Raw genomic sequence first — 21,384 nt, 5'->3', positions numbered from 1 at the left:
TAAATCATTTAAAAACAATGCCTTGACATCTATTTTTCATTCCTATTATCGCACCACTTCAATCAAAACGTTACAGAAAACACTCCCCTAAAGCCTCTCTGGGATGACTTTCCCCTGGCGTCGCCTCCTTAAAACCAATGTTCATATCGCTGAGCCTGGGCATCAAAACTGCCATCACTGTTCAGAGAGCTCCCCATGGACTTACAAGTACCTCACTTATCCATGGCTCATAGCCCGTTAAGAAAGTGGCTCGTTTGAATAATATTCTGCGCCCAGCCCCCCCTGTTCAAACCATTAATCCAGTAATTTCATCTCCAGCGCCCGGCTCATCGCTTGAGTGCGGCTATTCACTTTAAGCTTCGCGTAGATGTTTTTGATGTGCCATTTGACCGTCTCGGCAGAAATAGCGAGGGAGCGAGCGATTTCTTTGTTCATCTGACCTTCAGCGATCAGCTGTAATATCTGCAACTCTCGCTCGCTGAGCTCCTCATGAATATCAGGACTTCCACTATTAAACGGTGTTCTGTCTGCAGGCGCGCGCTTGTCTGCCCAGGGACCTTGCACTCCCCTTTCCTCTGTCCAAGCCGAAGAGGAATCGTTCATACCGATAAGCAAAGGTTGCAAGGTATCGCCAGCGTCAAGAAAGAGGCCTTTGAGATGCTGTTGTTCAGCCAGCTGCAGCACTGGCTGAAATGTCGTGCGCGCTGCCGCAGTTTTGCCGCTGTGCCACAAGGCCAATGACCAGAGCGTACGCAGACGTGCTGCGGTTAACCTGTCCCCCCGGCTTTCCTGATCGGAGACCATCTCAGCCAGGAGAATACAGGCTTGCGGCGCCAGGCCTCTGGCGAGAAGAAGCCGGCTGCGGCTAAGGGATGCAGACATAACGATAGCGCGTTGGCAGGGATGTTCGGCATCCATTCTGAAGCTGGCGGACATTTGTTCAAGCTGTCGCTGCAGTTGCTCTGCGCCTGTGAAATTGCCGCGCTGCAGTCGCACCCTCACCTGCTCGGCTAACATCATGGCCTGGAGCCGTTGCCAGCCGCGAGACACCGCAAGGCGCTGCGCATGCTCCAGCAATCGCTCGGCCTCATACGGCATATCGCCATCCAGAGCCTGACGCGCGAGATAGGTATAGCAACGACTCAGCGCGTCGGGTGGACTGAATCGGTCGATGAATTCGAGCCGGTCGGCTAACAGATGATCGGGCGAGTCACCCCTCTGACATTCATAGGCTATCTCCGCCAGCAGCGGCGCCAGCGTCGCGCCACTGGTCGACTGGGTACCGGTATAACATTCAGCCTGGCGCAACGTTTTCTCTGCATACCACCCGGCTTTTCCCAGATCGCCCTGACAAAGATGGCACTGGGCAATGATAAACGCGCGATAAACCGAGACAAACAGATTATCTAAAGGACTTTCCGGAGAGGGCATATGCTGTTGAACCTCCAGCGCGTCGTGATAGCGCTGGTTAACAACATGGCAATAGCTGAGAATATTGCATATCAGACCATCAACCCAGGTGTCACCGCAGGGCACTTCGGCCAGCAACGGCTGAACAATAGCCAGACTCTCCGGGATGTTTTCCGCAAAGGCTTCGCAAATTGCCCGCACAACGCGCAATTTACACCAGGTGCTGCGAGTTAAATCCTCACGATGATGAAGTACCATCTGATCGAGGTTATCAAGCAGCTGCCTCGACTCATCAAAGTGGAAATAATGCGCCAGTGCCCAGGCCAGGTTAATTTGCAGGTCAATGCGCGAAGGATCGGTGCTGGGCGGTAAATGATGCATCCATGAGATCAGGGTATCGATATCCCCTTCTTCCGCCAGTGACTGAGCGCTTGCGCCATCCTGCACGGGGCTATGCACCGGCTTGCCTGCGCTGAGCGCATGGCGTACCGCCTCAGACCACAGCTTCTGTTCGACGAACCAATGACTGGCTAATTCATGTAGCTGTTTGCGGTCAATAGCGTTGTTCTGCTGCAGCATAGTCCGAAGATTTTCCTGCAACAGAGGATGGTAGCGGAACCAGTAGCCTTGTTCGTCAAGGGCTGACAAAAAAAGGTTGTGTCGCTCAATCCATGCCAGCATCGCTTGACTGTCATCACGTCCTGTCACTGCATTGCATAGTTCGGCATTTAACCGGCTGAGGAAGGACGTTTTCACCAGGAAATCGAGAACCTCTTCCGGCAGCGGGTCCAGTACCACCTCTTTCAGATAGCGGGCAATGGACCGTGTTCCTCCATGCATATTGCGCAACAGATGCTCGGGATCATGCTGTAATTCTGCCGACAATGAAGCGATCTTCATCCCTGCAATCCAGCCCTCTGTCACAGACTGTAGCCGCTGTGCATGGTGGTTGCTGAGGGGTAGCGCAACCGTGCGGCTAAAATAGTGTTTTGTTTCTTCGAGCGTGAATTGCAGGTCTCGATCATAGATCTCCACCAGTTGGTCCTGGGCCTGCAGTTGGCTCAGCGCAAGATTCGGGTGGAAACGGCTGCCAATGATCAGATGCAAGGCGGCAGGCGCATGCTTGATTAAATACCCCAGCGCTTCATAGACCCCACGATCGTTAATCACGTGGAAGTCGTCGATAATCAGGTACACGTCATGCGGGCAGTAGTGTAGCTGGTTAATGAGCCCGGCCAGCAGTTGCTCGGAGCTGGAGAGCTTCTGTTCTTCCATGTCACGCCAGAAATCGGCGTCCCAGTCAGCATAGAGTGGACGCAATGCTTGCAGCAGATAAGGAATAAACTGCCATACGTCATCATCATCCTCATCGAGGCTCAGCCAGGCGATACGTTCGCCCTGGGCGACCATCTGCTGATGCCATTGCGCCAACAGCGTGGTTTTGCCAAATCCAGCGCCGGCGCAGACGACGCCCAGCCGGCACTGCTGAACGGGACTGAGAAGCTGAAGCAGCCGGGGGCGCTCCAGCAATTGTATCGAGGAGCGAGGCGGGACGAATTTGGTCAGGATTAGCGGCAAGCCTCGCGTCAGCCGCAATGGCCCGGAGACCAGTGAGGGTGATTGGCGACTTTCTAAATCCAATGGCTTCATCCGTGGTTATCTACTCGCTTTGTTTTTTTTCAATTGTACGCCAGCCCCCGGGATGACATGGGACAGCCAAACTTTATTACTACACAAAATTTAGAAAGTTTGACCTCAAGCATGAAAACCCCCACCTACCCCCCCATGAAGGTGGCTTCGCACTCCCTTTAACCGCTCGTAGATTCATTGCATGGGTGTGGCCAGGGTTATCCGCCCTGTCTGTTGGCCCCGCCTGGGTGACCTTTATTGAGGAGAATTAAACGATGCTCAGCAAACAGGCGTTATTGCAGGCTTACCGCAAGATGCGGGAGATCAGGACCTTTGAAGAGCGGTTGCATCAGGAAAATACCAGCGGTGATATTCCGGGCTTCATTCACCTTTACACCGGCGAGGAAGCCATCGCGGTGGGGGTCTGCGAAAATTTAACGAGCGCAGATTTCATTGGTTCAACACACCGTGGACATGGCCACTGTATTGCTAAAGGTTGTGACATTCACGGCATGATGGCCGAAATATTCGGTAAGGACAGCGGGTTATGTCGCGGTAAGGGCGGGTCGATGCACATTGCCGATCTGTCGAAAGGAATGCTGGGAGCGAACGCTATCGTTGGGGGAGCCCCTCCCCTGGCCATCGGCGCCGCGCTAACGGCAAAGACGCTAAAAACCGGCAACGTCGGTGTCTCTTTTACGGGCGATGGGGGTTCTAATCAGGGCCTGGTCTTTGAAGCCATCAATATGGCCGTCGTGCTCCAGCTTCCAGCCGTCTTTATTTTCGAGAACAACGGTTACGGCGAAGGGACCGGTCACGACTACGCCGTGGGTGGGCGTGATATCGCCCGACGCGCCGCTGGCTTCGGCCTGCCGGCAGTGACCGTTGATGGCACCGATTTCTTTGCCGTTTATGAGGCAACCTCAGAGGCGGTCAAGCGTGCGCGAGAAGGCGGTGGCCCAAGCGTCATTGAGGCCAAAGCCTTCCGCTGGCATGGTCATTTTGAGGGCGATCCCGCGCTATACCGCGCGGAAGGTGAAGTGCAACGCCTGCGTGAACAACATGATCCGCTGAAGATTTTCACCGCTAAGGTCAAGCAGCATATCACCCAGGAAGAACTGACGGCGATTGACGAGGAAGTAGAAGGCCTGGTCAACGATGCGGTATTGAAGGCCCGCGCCGCTGCCTATCCGGCTCCGGAAGACCTGCTGACAGACGTTTATGTCTCATACTGAGGGTGATAACTATGGCGATTAAAACTTATCGTGAAGCGGTCAAGGAAGCCCTGGCCCAGGAAATGGAACGCGATGAACGCGTGGTGCTGATCGGTGAAGACTTACGTGGCGGTCATGGCGGAAATGCGCCCGAAGAGGCGAAGATAGAAGCCTTTGGCGGTGTGCTTGGGGTCACTAAAGGGCTGTGGACGCAGTTCGGCTCCGATCGGGTGATCGACACGCCCATTACCGAGTCGGCCATTATCGGTATGGCGGCCGGCGCCGCAGCGACGGGTCTGCGGCCGGTCGCGGAATTGATGTTCATGGATTTTTTTGGCGTGAGTCACGATGCGCTGTACAACCAGGCGGCTAAGTTCCGCTACATGTTTGGTGGCAAAGCCAGGGCCCCGCTGGTGATGCGAGGTATGATCGGCGCGGGGTTTTCCGCCGCGGCCCAGCATTCACAGTCACCCTATAATATCTTTGCCACCACCCCAGGGCTGAAGGTGGTGGTGCCCTCGACGCCTTATGACGTCAAGGGTCTGTTAATCCAGTCCATTCGCGACGACGACCCGGTGGTATTCTGCGAGCATAAAATGCTGTACGACCTCAAGGGCGAGGTACCGGACGAGAGCTATACCATCCCGCTAGGTGTAGCCAACTATACCCGCGAAGGAGAGGACGTCACCATCATTGCGCTGTCGGCAATGGTGCATAAAGCCAATCAGGTGGCGGACAAACTGGCCAGAGAGGGGATCTCGGTCGAGGTGGTCGACCCGCGGACCATTTCGCCGCTGGATGAGGAAGGGATTCTGGAATCGGTGGCGTCCACGGGGCGGGTAGTGATTGTCGACGAATCCGCGGCACGCTTCGGTTTTGCTCATGATGTCGCGGCGCTGATCGCGTCCCAGGCATTCCATTTCCTCAAAGCGCCCGTTCTGCTGGTGACGCCGCCACACACGCCGGTCCCGTTCTCCCCTGCTCTCGAAAAACTCTGGATCCCTGGCGTAGAACGTATCGAAGCCGCCGTCCGTCAAGTGCTGGAGGATTAACCGATGAGCGAAATCAAGACGCTTGAAATGCCAAAGTGGGGGCTTTCCATGGAAGAAGGCTTGCTCGCTCGGTGGGCAATCCAGGAGGGTGACAGCTTCACCCCAGGGCAGGAAATCTGTGAGATTGAAACCAGTAAAATCGTCAATGTGCTGGAGGCCCCCTTTGCCGGTACGTTACGTCGGATACTCGCCCGCGAGGGTGAGACGCTTCAGGTAGGCGCCGTGCTGGCCCTGGCGGCTGACGCTTCGGTCAGCGATGCTGACCTGGACGAATTCGCTGCCACTCTGGCTACGGCGAAATCCGCAGCCCCTGGCACGGAGGCTGCCGCACAGGCAGGCGCTAAGCCACCTTCCGTTGTTTCGCCGCCATCCAACAGCCCCGAGCCCCCCGTTGGGCAGACCGACATCCCCGTCAGTCTGCAAGGCGTGACCGATGTGACTCAGGTTAATGCCACGCCCCATGCGTTAAGACTGTCTGCCCGCTGGGGTGTCGACCTGAAAAAAGTCCGCGGCAGCGGGCGCGGGGATCGTATCTCTGTTTCTGATCTGGAAAGCGCGATCCTTGCCGCCGGCGGTCGCCTGGCCTCCCCGACGCCCCCTGTTCGTCGCAGCAAAGCGCCCCGCTCGCATGCCGATGATAGCCAGGTATCGGCCACCCCGCTGGCGCGCCGTCTGGCCGGCAAACTGGGTATCAACTTACATGACTGCCGAAGCAGCGGTTCACGCGGTCGAGTGAGTCGCGATGATGTGCTGGCCGCGGCGTTGTTACTCGACGAGCACCCGCAGACCAGCCCTGTGCAGGAGAGTGCCCCGGCACCCTTTGAGAGCATCCCGATGTCCGGTATGCGGCGGGCTATCGCTTCTCGCCTGCAAACGTCCAAGCAACAGTCTCCCCATTTCCGTTTGAACGTCGATCTCGATCTGGAACGACTGTTAGCGTTACGTCAGGACATTAACCGCGAAGTACCCGGCGTCAAGATTTCGGTTAATGACCTGTTGGTGAAGGCCTGCGCCCTGGCTCTGGTGGCCGTGCCTGACGTCAACATCCAGTTTGATGAAGCGACACAAAGTATCCGCCGCTTTGCTGATGCCGACATTTCGGTGGCCGTTGCGCTGCCCGCCGGGCTAATTACCCCTATTGTTCGCTCGGCGAACCGGAAATCGATTAGCGACATATCGAACGAAATTCACTCGCTGGTGACCAGAGCCAAAGCGGGCACGCTGAAGCCGGAAGAGTTCCAGGGCGGGACCTTTAGCGTGTCAAATCTGGGAATGCTCGGCGTCCGGCAGTTTGACGCCATCATCAATCCACCGCAAAGCGCAATCCTCGCCATTGGCGCCGGCGAGCTCCGGGCGGTAGTACGCGACGGGCAAATCGTCGCGCGCCACCAAATGACGGTATCGCTATCCTGCGATCACCGGGTCATCGATGGCGCGGCAGGTGCGGCTTTTCTCCGGGAACTCAAGCGACTGATTGAAACCCCGACCTTGATGTTTATCCAGGAGACGAGCTATGCACGATAAATACGATGTGCTGATCATCGGCGGTGGTCCTGGGGGATACGTTGCCGCCATCCGTGCCGGTCAGCTAGGGTTTCGTACCGCATTAGTGGAAAAACAGCATCTGGGCGGCATCTGCCTGAACTGGGGATGCATTCCAACCAAGGCGCTGCTGCATGGCGCTGAGGTTGCGCACACTATCACCCATGCCAGTCAGCTGGGCATCAGCGTGGGCGAGGTGAACGTCGATCTGCAAAAACTGGTGCAGTTTAGCCGTACCGTATCGCAACAGCTCACCGCAGGGGTTGCGTACCTGTTGAAGAAAAATGGCGTGCAGGTCATTGATGGCACAGCGCGGCTGCGCGGCAAGGGGCAAATCACGGTCGAGGATGCACGCGGTGAAGCGCGCGATTACCGGGCCGATCACGTGATCCTGGCAACCGGCGCCCGGCCACGCGCATTACCAGGCATCACGCCAGATGGCGAATATATCTGGACCTATTTCGAGGCGCTGCGGCCTAAGCTATTACCCAAATCGCTCTTAATCATCGGTTCAGGGGCGATTGGCGTCGAGTTCGCCAGCCTTTATAACGATCTGGGCTGTAAAGTGACGCTGGTCGAGCTAGCTTCGCAGATTTTGCCAGTGGAAGATGCCGAGGTGTCTGCAGCAGTGCGTAAGTCATTCGAAAAACGCGGTATTCAGGTCCATACCCAGACCCTGGTGACGCAAGTACAGCTCACCGATACCGGGGTGCGCTGCACACTGAAAAACACCGGCGGCGAATATTCCCAGGATGTCGAACGTGTGCTGCTGGCGGTCGGCGTACAGCCGAATATTGAAGATCTGGGGCTGGAAGCGCTGGGCGTTGAGTTAGACCGCGGTTTTATCAAGACGGACGCGGCTTGTCGCACTAACGTATTCGGGCTTTATGCCATCGGCGATGTAGCCGGCCCGCCGTGTCTGGCGCACAAGGCCAGCCACGAAGGCGTGATCTGCGTTGAGACACTGGCCGGTGTCGAAGGCGCCCATCCGCTTGATCGCGACTATGTGCCCGGTTGCACTTATGCCCGGCCTCAGGTTGCCAGTCTGGGCCTGACGGAATCGACGGCCCTGGCCAGGGGACGGCCCGTCAGGATCGGTAAGTTCTCTTATCAGAGCAATGGTAAGGCGCTGGCCAGCGGCGAGACAGAGGGTTTTGTGAAGACGATTTTCGATGCTGAAACCGGCGAGTTGCTGGGCGCGCATATGGTTGGCGCACAGGTCACGGAACAGATCCAGGGCTTTGGCATCGCCCGTCACCTGGAGGCCACAGACGAAAGTCTCCTGTCGATGATCTTTGCGCATCCGACACTTTCCGAAGCGATGCATGAATCCATACTCGCGGCCTGCGATCAACCGTTGCATCAATAAAAAATAAGGGAGGCGATAGCTGTGCGATACGGAGTAAGTTCCCGTTATCCCTCCCGCACTCCCCGGCAGAAAATCCCCAACAACGGTTACGGCAGGATCTATTGATCTGAAACGCTAAGCGCCATGCGTAAATTCTGTATGTTTAGTAGACAACCAAACGACAGGAGGAGCGATCTATGACACAGCACGAAAGTTTTTGCCAGGCCTGCGGAATGCCGATGTCCGCACCTGATGCGCAAGGGGCCAGCGATATATATTGCGCGTATTGCAGCGACAGCGACGGTAATCTGAAATCCTGGGAAGAGGCCGTATCCGGTCTGGCGGCTTTTCTCGACTCTTGGCAAAAGGTGGGCGTAGCGGAATCACGGAAACGGGCAAAACGTTATCTGACGGCGATGCCTGCCTGGGCGCACAAAGCGGACGAGTAATTTGCCCGGGCGGCAGGATGAAATCAGTAAGGACAGATCGCCATGCCGACAACATTGCTATAGCGTTTTTGTACGCCATCCGGACAGGAATAAATGCGCGTTGTAGATGACGACCTGCAGGCATAGGCATGCATGGATGCGATCTTCATGCGGATGAAATAAACGCCTGGCGTTCTCACCCTTGACCGGATGCGTTATTGCCTGGTTTTTAAAGGTTCTGTTTCTGTATTTAACCCGGCACTTCTCATGGAATACAACATATTGATGTGATGAATCTCTCATTTCAACGATACCAACTGGACAATAAGTTATCGCGTGTGTTAGTTATTTAATCACGCAGGAGAACAGATTTAATTTAAAAAAGTTAAACCTTTCTCACTTTGCTAAAAAATTGCATTGATAATGCTTTGGAATCCCGAACCATTATCAAAAGGGTATGTGAACAGAAAGCCCTCAGAGACGCGAGTCTCTGAGGGCTTTTTTTTGTTTTTTTATCTCAGGAGTAAATAAATGTCTAAAGAACGTCGTCTCGCAAGAATATTCGCAAAAGATGGTAAATCCGTGACCTTAGCGCTGGATGGCTACTATTTTTCCACGAAAACAAATGGTATTGATAATACGATAAATCAGCTCCCTGCTCTGGTGGAACACGGCCTGGATTGTGCGCTCGTCACGTACGGCATGTTGAAGAATTATCGGGAAGCATTAAACAGCGTTCCCGTTGTCTTACGCGTCGACAGCACGGTCAGTATCTTTGACAATACCGTTCCCGATACTACCCCCGTTTTTTCCGTCGAAGATGCGCTTAAAGTCGCTGCCGAGGGCGTGGTCTGCATGACCTTCCCCGGCGCCTTCAATGAAGAAAAAACCCACATTATGGCGATGCAACTCGCGCAGGCAGCGGATCGCTGGAACGTACCGCTGATTGTCGAATCGCTCCCGTATGGTTATCCCGTCACCAGCGATGACTCTAACAATCCGGCCATCATCGCTGCATCGGCCCGCGCAGCGGTGGAGCTGGGCGCGGACGTCATCAAAACGCGTTTTACCGGTTCACCAGAGGACCGACTGATCGTTGAAGCTGCTGGCGTGCCGGTGCTTGCCTTAGGAGGGCCAAAAACCGGCATCGACGGTTACTTCAAATTTGTTCAGCACTGTATGCAGATGGGTGCGAAAGGCGTGGCTGTGGGACGGAACATTACCCAGGATCCGCAGCCAGCGAAAGTGGTAGCAGGCCTGAATGCCATCATCCATGAAAACGCAACAGCGGAAGATGCATACAGCCTCTACATGGCTAAATAACATCGGAAATTAATATGATTTCAAATAACACCATCATCCCTTCCATCAGGAAGTATAAATACTTTGAGAAAGCATTATCCTGCCAGTCAGAATATGTGCTGCTATCCGAAGCGAATATCGGCAATCTGCAGTCGCTGATTGGCAAATGCCATCAAAGCGGTAAGAAGGTCCTCGTTCACCTTGAATTACTGGGCGGCTTCAAACCGGATCAGGCGGGGATCAATCTGCTGAAAAATTATTACAAGGTTGATGGTGTTATTTCTTCCAATCTCTCCGCGCTACGCTACGCAAAAAAAGAGGGATTGCTGACCGTATATCGAGTTTTACTTATCGACTCGCGATCGCTTGATCAGTCGCTCGATATTGTTAAACACAGTCCACCGGACGCAATTGAAATCTTACCTGCTGAATATGCCTGCCAGTGTCTGGAGTTGATTAGCCGAAATTTGAAAGGCTTTGATGTGGTATTCATCGCCGGAGGCTTTGTTAAGCGCAAATACCTTGTAGATAAAATATTCCATGCCGGATTTAAAGGGATAACCACCAGCGAGCCCGGCTTATGGTAACCAATAAGGAGTCCACGCGAATGAAAGATGAATACGTCATGGGCATCGACAATGGTGGAACCGTCACCAAGGCAGCCATCTATGACCGTAAAGGACAGGTGCTCGCCATCGCCTCAAAATCCACACAGATGCTGACACCCCGGGAATTCCACACAGAGCGCAGTATCGATGAGCTGTGGGCCGCTAATGTCGAAGTGATTAAAAAAGCGATTGCGCAATCAGGTATCGACGCCAGCCAGATAAAAGGAGTGGCCGTCACCGGTCATGGTAACGGTCTGTATCTGGTCGACGAAGAAGGTCACCCGGTGCGTAACGGCATTATATCCACCGATAGCCGGGCAAAAGAGTACGTTGAGAGATGGCAACGCTCGCCAGAATTCCTTACCGACATTTTGCCAAAAACAATGCAGTCCATCTGGGCCGGACAACCTGTCGCCCTGCTGGCATGGCTGAAGGAGTTCGAGCCCGAGACGCTGCAAAAAGCGCGTTATATTTTTATGGTCAAGGACCTGATCCGTTTTTACCTGACCGGAGAGGCTTTTCTTGAGCTGACCGATATCTCAGGGACCAACCTGATCAACGTACGTGACTGCCAGTATGACGATGAACTACTGGCATGGTGGGGACTTGATGAACTGCGGGACAAATTGCCCCCCATCAAACGCTCAACAGAATGCTGCGGAAAAATCACTGACGACGTGGCCCGTCTGACCGGTTTATGCGCAGGTACGCCGGTTTCTGGCGGGGTGTTTGATATCTCGGCCTCTTCCATTGCCTCGGGGATTAACAGTCTCGATAAGATGGCGATCGTCACCGGCACCTGGAGCATAAACGAATACGTTACCGACCACCCGGTTATTGATAAAGATCTGTTTATGACCTCCATTTATCCCATTGAAGGTAAATGGCTCATCACCGAGGCCAGCCCCACCTCCGCGAGCAACCTGGAGTGGTTTATTAACAACTTTATGGAGAGCGACCGGAAAACCTCCGCCGAACAAGGATCGTCGGTCTATGACCTGTGCAATAAGCTGGTTTCATCAACGACGCCGGATGAAAGTCACCTGCTGTTCTTTCCGTTCGTGTTTGGCTCTAACACCATTCCCGACGCCTCGGCCGGCTTTATCGGTGTCAACAGCTTCCATAAAAAAGCCCATTTTCTGCGGGCGATTTATGAGGGCGTGGCCTTCAGCCATCTCTACCACACCGAGCGCTTACGCAATATTAACCCGAAGTTAAGCCGCACTATTCGTATTGCTGGCGGCGTCACGAACTCCCCGGTCTGGCTGCAGATATTCGCCGATATCTTCCAGGCCACGCTGGAAATCGTTGACGTCAAAGAGCACGGGACCCTGGGTACCGCGATGACCGCCGCCGTTATGGTGGGCTGGTTTGCAGAGGTATTTGCGGCCTCAAACGACATGGTCCATGTCTCACGCACCGTCTCCCCTAATCCGGAAAACCACCGGGTCTACCAGACCAAATACCAGCTTTATAAAAACCTGTTATCAGAAATGCAGTCGCCGTGGAAAAGCTGCAGCAACTACATCGCGCACTAAGTGAGGAAAAAATGGATCTGAATTTAACGAATCGTACGGCCATCGTGACAGGCGGCGCAACCGGCCTTGGGAAAGAGTTTGTTCTTTCTCTCGCTAAAGAAGGCGTCAATATCTGCTTTACCTATATGCGTGAGGAAGAGCATCCCGAACGGCTGATCGAAACGGTGAAGGCCAGCGCGAACGTAGAGATCATTGCGGTCAAAACCGATCTCTCTGACGAGCAGAGCCGGGAAAATCTGTTTGCCACCTGTATCGACAGACTGGGCAAAGCCGACATTCTGGTGAATAACGCCGGGATCTGGCTGAGCGGCTACGTCACCGAGATCAGCCCGCAGGACTGGGATCTGGTGATGAATGTCAATCTGAAAGCCATCTTCCATCTCAGCCAGCTGTTTGTAAATCACTGCCTGCAGCATGACCAGATGGGCAGCATTCTGAATATTACCTCGCAGGCCGCGTTCCACGGCTCCACGACGGGACATGCGCACTACGCGGCAAGTAAGGCCGGCCTGGTCGCCTTTGCTATCTCTCTGGCGCGGGAAGTCGCCAAACAAAAAATCAATGTGAACAATATCGCCGTCGGGATCATGGATACTGCGATGATCCGTAAGAACATTGAGCAAAACCCTGACTATTACGTCAGTCGTATTCCGGTGGGCCGCGTGGCCCAGCCGCAAGAAATTGCCGACATCGGAGTCTTCATGGTTTCTCCTAAGACCAGCTATATGACGGGAGCAACTCTGGACGTTACCGGCGGTATGTTGATGCGTTAATCTAGGGAGAATCATTATGAAATGTCTGGCAATTGCCGATCTGTTTATCAATGCAGCGATGATGGAATCAGGACTAAAAGCGCTCAGGGATAAGGGAATTGAAGTGGAAATACGCGAGTGGTCACATGACTCCGTTGAGAAACTTCAGGAAGATAATCTGCGGGTTGAACAGGAAGGAGCAGAAGCGGTGGCCTTACCGGAAGCGCTGCTTCAGGGAACGGATGATATTGACATCCTGATCACTCAGTTTGCCCCCGTCAATACTGCGGTGTTCGATAAACTACCAAAGCTGAAATATGTAGGCGTGCTCCGCGGTGGCGTGGAAAACGTGAATCTTCAGGTGGCGAACGCCCGGGGCGTTGAGGTGATAAACACACCGGGGCGTAACGCTCGCAGCGTCGCCGAATTCACGGTCGGCATGATCCTGGCGGAAATGCGCAATATCGCCCGTTCACACGATGCCCTGCGTGACAAATACTGGCGTAAAGACAGTCCGAACCATCAGGCGATCCCGGAGCTTGGCGGAAAAGTCGTGGGGCTGGTTGGCCTCGGTCATATTGCCCAACTGGTCGCGGGATTTCTCAGCGGCTTTGGCACGGAGATTATCTTTTACGATAAGTACGTTGCAGACCATGAACGTTATGAGAAAGTCGATTCTCTGGACGAACTGGTACAACGCGCCGACGTTATCTCGTTACATGCTCGCCTGACGCCGGAAACCGAAAATCTGATTAACGCACACCATTTCGCGCTAATGAAGCGCAGTGCCATCATTGTTAACACGGCACGCTCCGGGTTAATCAATGAAAAAGAGATGATTGATGCGCTCAGATCCGGGCAAATCATGGGCGCCGCGCTTGATACCTTTGATGACGAGCCACTCCCTGACGACAGTGCATTCTATACACTGAATAACGTGACCATTACGCCGCATATTGCCGGGAGTACCATTGACGCATTCAGTAATTCGCCCAAACTCTTCGCTGAGATCCTTTTAAAGAAACTCAGTTAAATACTAAAAGAACCATTAAAGGTATTAACAGGGCCCAAAGGGCACGGGTTAACTCGTGCCCAATTCGCCCGCCTTTTAAGGAATCATTATGGATATTATCAACAGCATTATTAGTCTGGGGGCATCAGTAATGATGCCAGTAATATTCTTTATTATCGCGCTTTGCTTTGGCGTTAAAATCGGTACGGCATTTAAAGCAGGAATGCTGGTAGGCATTGGTTTTGAAGGGGTGGGGCTGGTGATTGGCCTGCTGCTGACAAATCTGGGCCCCGCATCGCAGGCGATGGTTGAGCGTATCGGCCTGCAGTTAACGGTCGTTGATACCGGTTGGCCTACCGCATCGACCATTGGCTGGGGTTCGCCGCTGATGCTGCCCGTCGTGGTGGGCTTTATCGTCATCAACTTGGCTATGCTTCTGTTGAAATTAACCAAAACGGTGAATATCGATATTTTTAACTACTGGATTTTCCTGATCATGGGGTCTGTGGTCTATGCCGGAACGGGAAATTACTGGCTTTCGGTCGGTATTACATTCGCTATTTTTGTGTTGACGCTATTGGCGGCAGATTTAACGGCTCCATATTTACAAAAAAACTATAATCTTAAAGGGATATCATTCCCACATCTTACCTGTATAGCTTACGTGCCGTTTGGCATTGCCTGTAATTACATCATTGATAAGATCCCGCTTATCAATAAAATCAATTTCGATCCGGAAAGTATTAATAAAAAATTCGGCGTTTTTGGCGAGCCTCTTACCCTGGGATTTGTGCTGGGACTGCTGTTGGCCTTCCTGGCGGGATATGACGTTTCTGCTGCCGTTTCACTGGCCATTAAGGTTTCAGCCGCCATGCTGCTACTGCCTAAAATGATTGAAATTCTGGTGCAGGGATTGTTGATTGTCCGTGATGCCGCTGAAGCAAAACTGAAGGCTAAATTCCCGGGGCGCGATTTTTACATCGGGATGGATACGGCGTTACTGATCGGTGAACCTTCGGTACTGGCGACCGGTCTGCTGTTAATCCCTATGGCTGTGGTGCTGTCTATCATTCTGCCCGGCAACCGCGTACTGCCCTTTGTCGATCTGGCTTCATTAATGTTCCTGCTGGCAATGGTTACGCCGTTCTGTAAACGAAATATGTTCCGCATGTTCATAACCGGAACCCTGATCGTGACCTGCATCCTGTATGTCGGGACGGACATTTCGCAAGAATACACTCAGGCGGCGGTGAACTCGCATATTCCAGTGCCGGAAGGGATGGCCGAGATCACCAATATCGTCGGCGGCGCCACGACGCCTGTCGGCTGGCTGGCCGTCAAGTTTGGCGAGTTTTTTAGCGCCACACCTTAGTACAAGACCACACAAGTAAACAGAGGGCAAACTGCTGCCCTCTGTTTCTTCCTCTTATACTGTGCACTGAATAGCTGGCTCAGCTACGCCCCTGGTTTGAACATCTGACCAGCGCGTCCGCCCCCTGCGCGGCGAGGTGGTTCATTTCTTTTGTGCCCCCTCCTCTTTTCAACCCAACCTGCTATGCTCCTTCTTTCATTATTCTCTGGAGATCCCGATGCTGACCATCTGGGGCCGAAAAACCTCCTCTAACGTGCAGGCGCTGATGTGGTGTGTTGGCGAGCTTGGGCTGGATTATCTCCGGTTCGACGTGGGGCATCGCTATGGCGGTACCGACAGCGAGGCGTTTTATCAGCTCAATCCCAATCGTACGGTGCCAGTGCTGCAGGATGACGAAAATCCGCCGCTGTGGGAAACCGGCGCGATCCTTCGCTATTTAGCCAGTCGCTACGCCGACGACGCCTTCTGGCCGGGCGAACTGCTGGCTCGTACTGAGGTTGATCGCTGGGCCGAGTGGTCAAAGCAGAATATCGCCCTCGGCTTTACGGCGCCGGTGTTCTGGCGCGTGGTGCGCACGCCCGCCGCCGAGCGGGATCCGCAGGCCATCGCCGCGGCGGTGACGGCCCTGGAGCAAAAGCTGGCGGTTGCCGAGGCACGTCTCGCCGGCAGTCGCTATCTGGTGGGCGATACGTTCACCCTGGCCGATATCCAGTTTGGCCATGTGCTGTACCGCTACTTTGCAATCGATATCACCCGTCGTCCCCTCCCCCACCTTGCGGCGTATTATGCACGGCTAACCGCACGGCCCGCCTTTCGCCAGCACGTCATGGTCAGCTACGACGAGCTGAAGGTCTGAAAATGGTCGGTAGCGCCTCCTGACGCTACCGACATACCGGTTAACGCGCCATCAGGACAAACACGCCCCAGCCGAGATATTCCCGGGTCCAGGTGACGTGGTGTAGCGGCGCAGTGGTCAACTGCTGGCGAACCTCCGGCGCGAAGTCATCGTGCGGATTGGCCTCCAGCCAGCGGCGCATCGTCAGCCATTTCGCCGCTTCATAACGATCCCAGCCCTCCTGGTCGGCCAGCACCATCTCCACCACGTCATAGCCTAGTTCGCCAAAGTGAGCGACCAGCGCCGGCAGCGTCAGGAAGTCATCGGGTGACTGCGCGCCGCAGGCAACCGCTTCTTCCGCAGTGGCGGGGCGTTTGCGCCACCATGGCTCGCCGATAAGCAGCATGCCGCCTGGGTTAAGACTCTGCTTCAGCAGCGCAATCGTGCCTGCCACTCCGCCGCCGATCCACGTTGCCCCCACGCAGGCGGCAATATCGCACGGCTGACTGGCGACATACCCGCTGGCATCCTGGTGTATGAAGGTCACCCGGTCGCTCACCCCGAGCGCCTCTGCCCGGGCGGCCGCCTGCTGACTGAATAGCAGACTCATGTCCACCCCGGTGCCGACGATCTGATGATCGCGCGCCCAGCTACAGAGCATCTCGCCGGAGCCGCTGCCGAGGTCAAGAATGGTGGCGCCCGGCGCCATTCGCAGCGCCCGTCCCAGCGTGGCGTACTTTTCCGGGGTAAAAGGGTTATGAATACGGTGTTCGCTTTCACTGATAGTAAAAATGCGAGGGATATCGATCATGGGTGTTTCTCCTTGAGAGCCATACGCCCGGGCAGCGACCCTGCCCGGGTCGCTGTATCAGCGGTTGTCCGCCTGTGCGCGAACGTTATTCAAACCGGTGGTGTTGATCCGGTACGGCTGGCCATTCACCGACTTAATCAGCTTTTTGGTTTTGAGCTTTTTGAAGACCGCGAGGGTACAGTCGCTCAGCAACAGCCCTTCCCGGGTGTAGCATTCGACGGCGGTAATGCGGCCGGAGGTATCGCGGACGTGCGCAATACGGCCACCTTTGGCGAGTACGTGTAAGGTCCGTTGTTCCTGACGGGATAAATTCATACTGAAACCTGTTCATTATCATGTGCGAAAACATGCCTACACCCGCAGGTGTGTGCGTAAGGTTTAAGCGCAGCGATAATCAGTCCGGCCTGGGCAGGTCGGGAAGCTGATTATCTGATAATGACATTCTCCAGCATCGAAGCCTCGGTGAGCATTGAAAGGTATTTACCGGCTGAATATTAACACCTTCATCTGGTAAGGGTATTGTGCAGATTAAAAACTGTGACCGGTATTACGATTTCCCGTCAGCCTACCCCCATTTTTTGCGCTATCCGCCGCTCGCTCTATTCCTCAACTTTCACCACCACCTTATCCCCCTCCCGCATTGTTAAATAATTGTTGTCAGATCACAAAATGGAAACAAAAAGGCTATTTCGTACGCATTTTATAAAAATGTAGATATTTTTAATTTATGGCTACGAAATGAACATCACCCTGACCTTACAGCGAGGAACGATCCTGATGAACGCCCTGACCGCAGTAAAACCGACACCCGCGCCGTTAGCCCAGCAATACCCTGGCTTTACCGTCTCCCCTTCCGCCCAGTCGCCGCGCCTGCTGGAGCTCACCTTTTCCGCGGACACCACCACCCAGTTTCTGCAGCAGGTCGCGCAGTGGCCGGTGCAGGCGCTGGAGTACAAATCTTTCTTACGCTTCCAGGTGGGCAAGATCCTCGACGATCTGTGCGGCAACCAGCTGCAGCCGCTGCTGATCAAAACATTGCTCGATCGCGCGGAAGGCGCGCTGCTGATCAACGGCGAAGGGATCGATAACGTCAGCCAGGCCGAAGAGATGGTCAAGCTGGCCACCGCCGTCGCCCACCTGATTGGCCGTTCCAACTTCGATGCCATGAGCGGCCAGTATTACGCCCGCTTCGTGGTGAAAAACGTCGATAATTCCGACAGCTACCTGCGCCAGCCGCACCGGGTGATGGAGCTTCACAACGACGGTACCTACGTCGAAGAGCAAACCGACTACGTGCTAATGATGAAGATCGACGAGCAGAACATGCAGGGCGGCAATTCCCTGCTGCTGCATCTCGACGACTGGGAGCACCTCGACGAATTCTTCCGCGACCCGCTCGCCCGCCGCCCGATGCGCTGGGCCGCGCCGCCGAGCAAAAACGTCAGCAAAGATGTTTTCCACCCGGTGTTCGACGTCGACCAGCTGGGTCGCCCGGTGATGCGCTATATCGACCAGTTCGTCCAGCCGAAAGATTTCGAAGAAGGCACCTGGCTGAGCCGCCTCTCCGACGCGCTGGAGACCAGCAAAAACATTCTTTCTATACCGGTGCCGGTAGGCAAATTTCTGTTGATTAACAACCTGTTCTGGCTGCACGGCCGCGACCGCTTTACGCCGCACCCGGACCTGCGCCGCGAGCTGATGCGCCAGCGCGGCTACTTTGCGTATTCCACGAATCATTACCAGACTCATCAATAAGGGTTTTCAGGCGAAGGAATTGAGCGGATGTATGATTTCGTGATTATCGGCGGCGGCATCATCGGCATGTCGACCGCCATGCAGTTAATTGAGATTTACCCGGACGCCCGCATTGCGCTGCTGGAAAAAGAGTCCGGCCCGGCCTGCCATCAGACCGGCCACAACAGCGGCGTGATCCACGCCGGGGTGTATTACACCCCCGGCAGCCTCAAGGCGCAGTTTTGCCTCGCCGGCAACCGCGCTACCAAGGCCTTTTGCGAGCAGAACGGCATCCGCTATGACGTCTGCGGCAAGATGCTGGTCGCCACCTCGCCGCTGGAGATGGAGCGGATGCGCGCCCTGTGGGATCGCACCGCCGCCAACGGCCTGCAGCGGGAATGGCTGAGCGCCGGGGAGCTGCGCGAGCGCGAACCGAACATTACCGGGCTCGGCGGGATCTTCGTCCCTTCCAGCGGCATCGTCAGCTACCGCGACGTGGCGGCGGCGATGGCGAAGAACTTCGAATCGAAAGGCGGCGCCATCGTCTACAACGCCGAAGTCAGCGCCCTGAAAGAACACGCCAGCGGCGTGGTCGTCCACACCCGCCAGGGCGGCGAGTATGAGGCCTCGACGCTGATTACCTGTTCCGGGCTGATGGCCGATCGACTGGTGAAAATGCTCGGCGTCGATCCCGGGTTTATCATCTGCCCGTTCCGCGGGGAGTATTTCCAGCTCGCTGCGGAGCACAATCAGATCGTCAACCATCTGATCTATCCGATCCCCGATCCGGCGATGCCGTTCCTCGGCGTCCACCTGACCCGCATGATCGACGGCAGCGTCACCGTCGGCCCCAACGCCGTGCTGGCCCTGAAGCGCGAAGGCTATCGCAAGCGCGATATTTCGCTGGCCGATACCCTGGAGATCCTCACCTCGCCCGGCATTCGCCGGGTACTGCAAAACAACCTGCGCTCCGGGCTGGGCGAAATGAAAAATTCGCTGTGCAGAAGCGGCTATCTGCGGCTGGTGCAGAAATACTGCCCGAGCCTGACATTGCGCGATTTGCGCCCGTGGCCGGCCGGCGTGCGGGCGCAGGCGGTGTCGCCGCAGGGCAAACTGATCGACGATTTTCTCTTTGTCACCACCGCGCGTTCCATTCACACCTGTAACGCGCCGTCGCCGGCGGCGACGTCGGCTATCCCGATCGGCGCGCATATCGTCAGCAAGGTGCAGACCCTGCTGGCCAGCCAGAGCAATCCCGGACGCACGCTGCGTGCGGCACGTAGCGTGGAGACATTACACGCCGCTTTTACCCGTTAACCCCCTGAAGACAGGAAGCGATTATGCAACTCAACGATATGACTCTGTTTCGCCAGCAGGCGCTGATTGATGGTCAGTGGCGCGATGCGCCCAACGGCGACGTGATTGCGGTGACCAACCCGGCCAACGGCGAGCAGCTCGGCAGCGTGCCGAAAATGGGCGCCGACGAAACCCGACAAGCGATCGAGGCCGCTAACCGCGCCCTTCCCGCCTGGCGTGCCCTCACCGCCAAAGAGCGGGCGAACATTCTGCGCCGCTGGTTCGATCTTATGATGGAGAATCAGGACGATCTCGCTCGTCTGATGACCCTCGAGCAGGGGAAACCGCTGGCGGAAGCCAAAGGTGAAATCAGCTACGCCGCCTCCTTTATTGAGTGGTTCGCCGAAGAAGGTAAGCGCATTTACGGCGACACCATTCCTGGACACCAGGCCGACAAGCGCCTGCTGGTGATTAAGCAGCCCATCGGCGTTACCGCCGCCATCACCCCGTGGAACTTCCCGGCGGCGATGATCACCCGCAAAGCGGGCCCGGCGCTGGCTGCGGGCTGCACCATGGTCCTGAAACCGGCCAGCCAGACGCCGTTTTCCGCGCTGGCGCTGGCCGAACTGGCCAATCGCGCCGGGATCCCCGCCGGGGTGTTCAACGTCGTCACCGGCTCAGCCGGCGCGGTCGGCGGCGAACTGACCAGTAACCCGCTGGTGCGCAAGCTCTCCTTTACCGGCTCGACCGAGATTGGCCGCCAGCTGATGGAGCAGTGCGCGAAAGACATCAAAAAAGTCTCCCTGGAGCTGGGCGGCAACGCGCCGTTTATCGTCTTCGACGATGCCGACCTCGACAAAGCCGTCGAGGGGGCGCTGGCGTCGAAGTTCCGCAACGCCGGGCAGACCTGCGTTTGCGCCAACCGCCTGTACGTCCAGGACGGGGTATATGAACGTTTCGCCGAGAAGCTGCAGCAGGCGGTGGAAAAACTGCGCATTGGCGACGGCCTGCAGGACGGGGTCACCACCGGCCCGCTGATCGACGAGAAAGCCGTCGCCAAAGTTGAAGAACACATTGCCGACGCCATCGCCAAAGGCGCGAAGGTGGTCACCGGCGGCAAACCGCACGCCCTGGGCGGCAACTTCTTCCAGCCGACCATCCTGGTCAACGTTCCCGACAGCGCCAAAGTGGCGAAAGAGGAGACCTTCGGCCCGCTGGCCCCGCTGTTCCGCTTTAAAGATGAAGCCGACGTCATTGCCCAGGCCAACGATACCGAGTTCGGCCTCGCCGCCTATTTCTACGCCCGCGATCTGAGCCGCGTGTTCCGCGTCGGCGAAGCGCTGGAGTACGGCATCATCGGCATCAATACCGGCATTATCTCCACCGAAGTCGCCCCGTTCGGCGGCGTTAAGGCCTCCGGCCTCGGCCGCGAAGGGTCGAAGTACGGTATCGAAGACTACTTAGAAATCAAATACATGTGTATTGGCCTTTAACAGGAGTG

18 protein-coding genes are annotated in these 21,384 nt (G+C 55.6%); 15 read left to right on the top strand and 3 right to left on the bottom strand.

The window, feature by feature from the left end; genetic code table 11:
• Nucleotides 1–294: 294 nt before the first annotated feature.
• Nucleotides 295–3,060 carry a LuxR C-terminal-related transcriptional regulator gene (locus MKS11_RS21890; RefSeq protein ID WP_064190040.1) on the bottom strand — a complete coding sequence of 922 codons (2,766 nt, stop codon included), beginning with the start codon at nucleotides 3,058–3,060 and terminating at the stop codon, nucleotides 295–297.
• A gap of 254 nt (nucleotides 3,061–3,314) precedes the next feature.
• On the opposite strand from MKS11_RS21890, the gene MKS11_RS21885 reads away from it, so the two are divergent.
• The 12 genes from MKS11_RS21885 (at nucleotide 3,315) to MKS11_RS21830 (ending at nucleotide 16,063) form a co-directional block, all read left to right on the top strand.
• A complete protein-coding gene (locus tag MKS11_RS21885) occupies nucleotides 3,315–4,274 on the top strand; it encodes a thiamine pyrophosphate-dependent dehydrogenase E1 component subunit alpha (protein WP_017901009.1) in 960 nt (319 codons plus the stop codon).
• 11 nt (nucleotides 4,275–4,285) lie between these two features.
• Entirely contained in the window at nucleotides 4,286–5,305 is a 1,020-nt protein-coding gene (locus MKS11_RS21880) for an alpha-ketoacid dehydrogenase subunit beta (protein ID WP_044521157.1), read from the top strand.
• Between the two features lie 3 nt (nucleotides 5,306–5,308).
• Nucleotides 5,309–6,829: a 2-oxo acid dehydrogenase subunit E2 gene (locus tag MKS11_RS21875; protein ID WP_087771490.1), complete on the top strand. Its 1,521-nt coding sequence runs from the start codon at nucleotides 5,309–5,311 to the stop codon at nucleotides 6,827–6,829.
• The gene (lpdA, locus tag MKS11_RS21870; protein WP_087771491.1) at nucleotides 6,819–8,216 is read left to right on the top strand and encodes a dihydrolipoyl dehydrogenase; all 1,398 of its coding nucleotides are present in this window, start codon (nucleotides 6,819–6,821) and stop codon (nucleotides 8,214–8,216) included. The genes MKS11_RS21875 and lpdA overlap by 11 nt, the downstream gene beginning before the upstream one ends.
• Nucleotides 8,217–8,392: 176 nt before the next feature.
• On the top strand, nucleotides 8,393–8,644 hold the full coding sequence (locus MKS11_RS21865) for a zinc ribbon domain-containing protein (protein ID WP_064190037.1): 252 nt from the start codon (nucleotides 8,393–8,395) through the stop codon (nucleotides 8,642–8,644).
• 510 nt (nucleotides 8,645–9,154) lie between these two features.
• Complete coding sequence (locus MKS11_RS21860) at nucleotides 9,155–9,946, top strand: class I fructose-bisphosphate aldolase (RefSeq protein ID WP_032455606.1); 792 nt, start codon at nucleotides 9,155–9,157, stop codon at nucleotides 9,944–9,946.
• A 14-nt stretch (nucleotides 9,947–9,960) separates the two neighbouring features.
• Complete coding sequence (locus MKS11_RS21855) at nucleotides 9,961–10,512, top strand: glycerol-3-phosphate responsive antiterminator (RefSeq protein WP_002889866.1); 552 nt, start codon at nucleotides 9,961–9,963, stop codon at nucleotides 10,510–10,512.
• 20 nt (nucleotides 10,513–10,532) lie between these two features.
• The gene (locus tag MKS11_RS21850) at nucleotides 10,533–12,071 is read left to right on the top strand and encodes an FGGY-family carbohydrate kinase (protein ID WP_040215249.1); all 1,539 of its coding nucleotides are present in this window, start codon (nucleotides 10,533–10,535) and stop codon (nucleotides 12,069–12,071) included.
• Nucleotides 12,072–12,082: 11 nt separating this feature from the next.
• Nucleotides 12,083–12,844 (top strand): SDR family NAD(P)-dependent oxidoreductase, encoded by a 762-nt coding sequence (locus MKS11_RS21845; protein WP_004204674.1) that lies wholly within the window; start codon nucleotides 12,083–12,085, stop codon nucleotides 12,842–12,844.
• A gap of 16 nt (nucleotides 12,845–12,860) precedes the next feature.
• Nucleotides 12,861–13,856 carry a 2-hydroxyacid dehydrogenase gene (locus tag MKS11_RS21840; RefSeq protein WP_053810735.1) on the top strand — a complete coding sequence of 332 codons (996 nt, stop codon included), beginning with the start codon at nucleotides 12,861–12,863 and terminating at the stop codon, nucleotides 13,854–13,856.
• 88 nt (nucleotides 13,857–13,944) lie between these two features.
• Entirely contained in the window at nucleotides 13,945–15,207 is a 1,263-nt protein-coding gene (locus MKS11_RS21835) for a PTS galactitol transporter subunit IIC (protein WP_004204671.1), read from the top strand.
• A 217-nt stretch (nucleotides 15,208–15,424) separates the two neighbouring features.
• On the top strand, nucleotides 15,425–16,063 hold the full coding sequence (locus MKS11_RS21830) for a glutathione S-transferase family protein (RefSeq protein ID WP_042937970.1): 639 nt from the start codon (nucleotides 15,425–15,427) through the stop codon (nucleotides 16,061–16,063).
• A gap of 40 nt (nucleotides 16,064–16,103) precedes the next feature.
• Here MKS11_RS21830 and MKS11_RS21825 read toward each other — a convergent pair whose 3' ends face one another.
• A complete protein-coding gene (locus MKS11_RS21825; RefSeq protein ID WP_087771492.1) occupies nucleotides 16,104–16,853 on the bottom strand; it encodes a cyclopropane-fatty-acyl-phospholipid synthase family protein in 750 nt (249 codons plus the stop codon).
• A 57-nt stretch (nucleotides 16,854–16,910) separates the two neighbouring features.
• Nucleotides 16,911–17,168: a YjhX family toxin gene (locus tag MKS11_RS21820; RefSeq protein WP_002889848.1), complete on the bottom strand. Its 258-nt coding sequence runs from the start codon at nucleotides 17,166–17,168 to the stop codon at nucleotides 16,911–16,913.
• A 462-nt stretch (nucleotides 17,169–17,630) separates the two neighbouring features.
• Here MKS11_RS21820 and glaH point away from each other — a divergent pair, with 462 nt between their 5' ends.
• The 3 genes from glaH to gabD are packed head-to-tail and all read left to right on the top strand — an operon-like array spanning nucleotide 17,631 to nucleotide 21,376.
• Entirely contained in the window at nucleotides 17,631–18,608 is a 978-nt protein-coding gene (glaH, locus tag MKS11_RS21815) for a glutarate dioxygenase GlaH (protein WP_025999352.1), read from the top strand.
• Nucleotides 18,609–18,635: 27 nt separating this feature from the next.
• Nucleotides 18,636–19,904 (top strand): L-2-hydroxyglutarate oxidase, encoded by a 1,269-nt coding sequence (gene lhgO / locus MKS11_RS21810; RefSeq protein WP_065878132.1) that lies wholly within the window; start codon nucleotides 18,636–18,638, stop codon nucleotides 19,902–19,904.
• Nucleotides 19,905–19,927: 23 nt separating this feature from the next.
• The gene (gabD, locus tag MKS11_RS21805) at nucleotides 19,928–21,376 is read left to right on the top strand and encodes an NADP-dependent succinate-semialdehyde dehydrogenase (RefSeq protein WP_043521477.1); all 1,449 of its coding nucleotides are present in this window, start codon (nucleotides 19,928–19,930) and stop codon (nucleotides 21,374–21,376) included.
• The last annotated feature ends 8 nt before the right edge of the window (nucleotides 21,377–21,384 follow it).

This window comes from Klebsiella sp. K5-45, assembly GCF_030128605.1.
Classification (GTDB): Bacteria; Pseudomonadota; Gammaproteobacteria; order Enterobacterales; family Enterobacteriaceae; genus Klebsiella; species Klebsiella quasipneumoniae.
The sequence above is the reverse complement of the archived record's forward strand: the minus strand, read 5'-3'. Positions and strand labels throughout refer to the sequence as shown.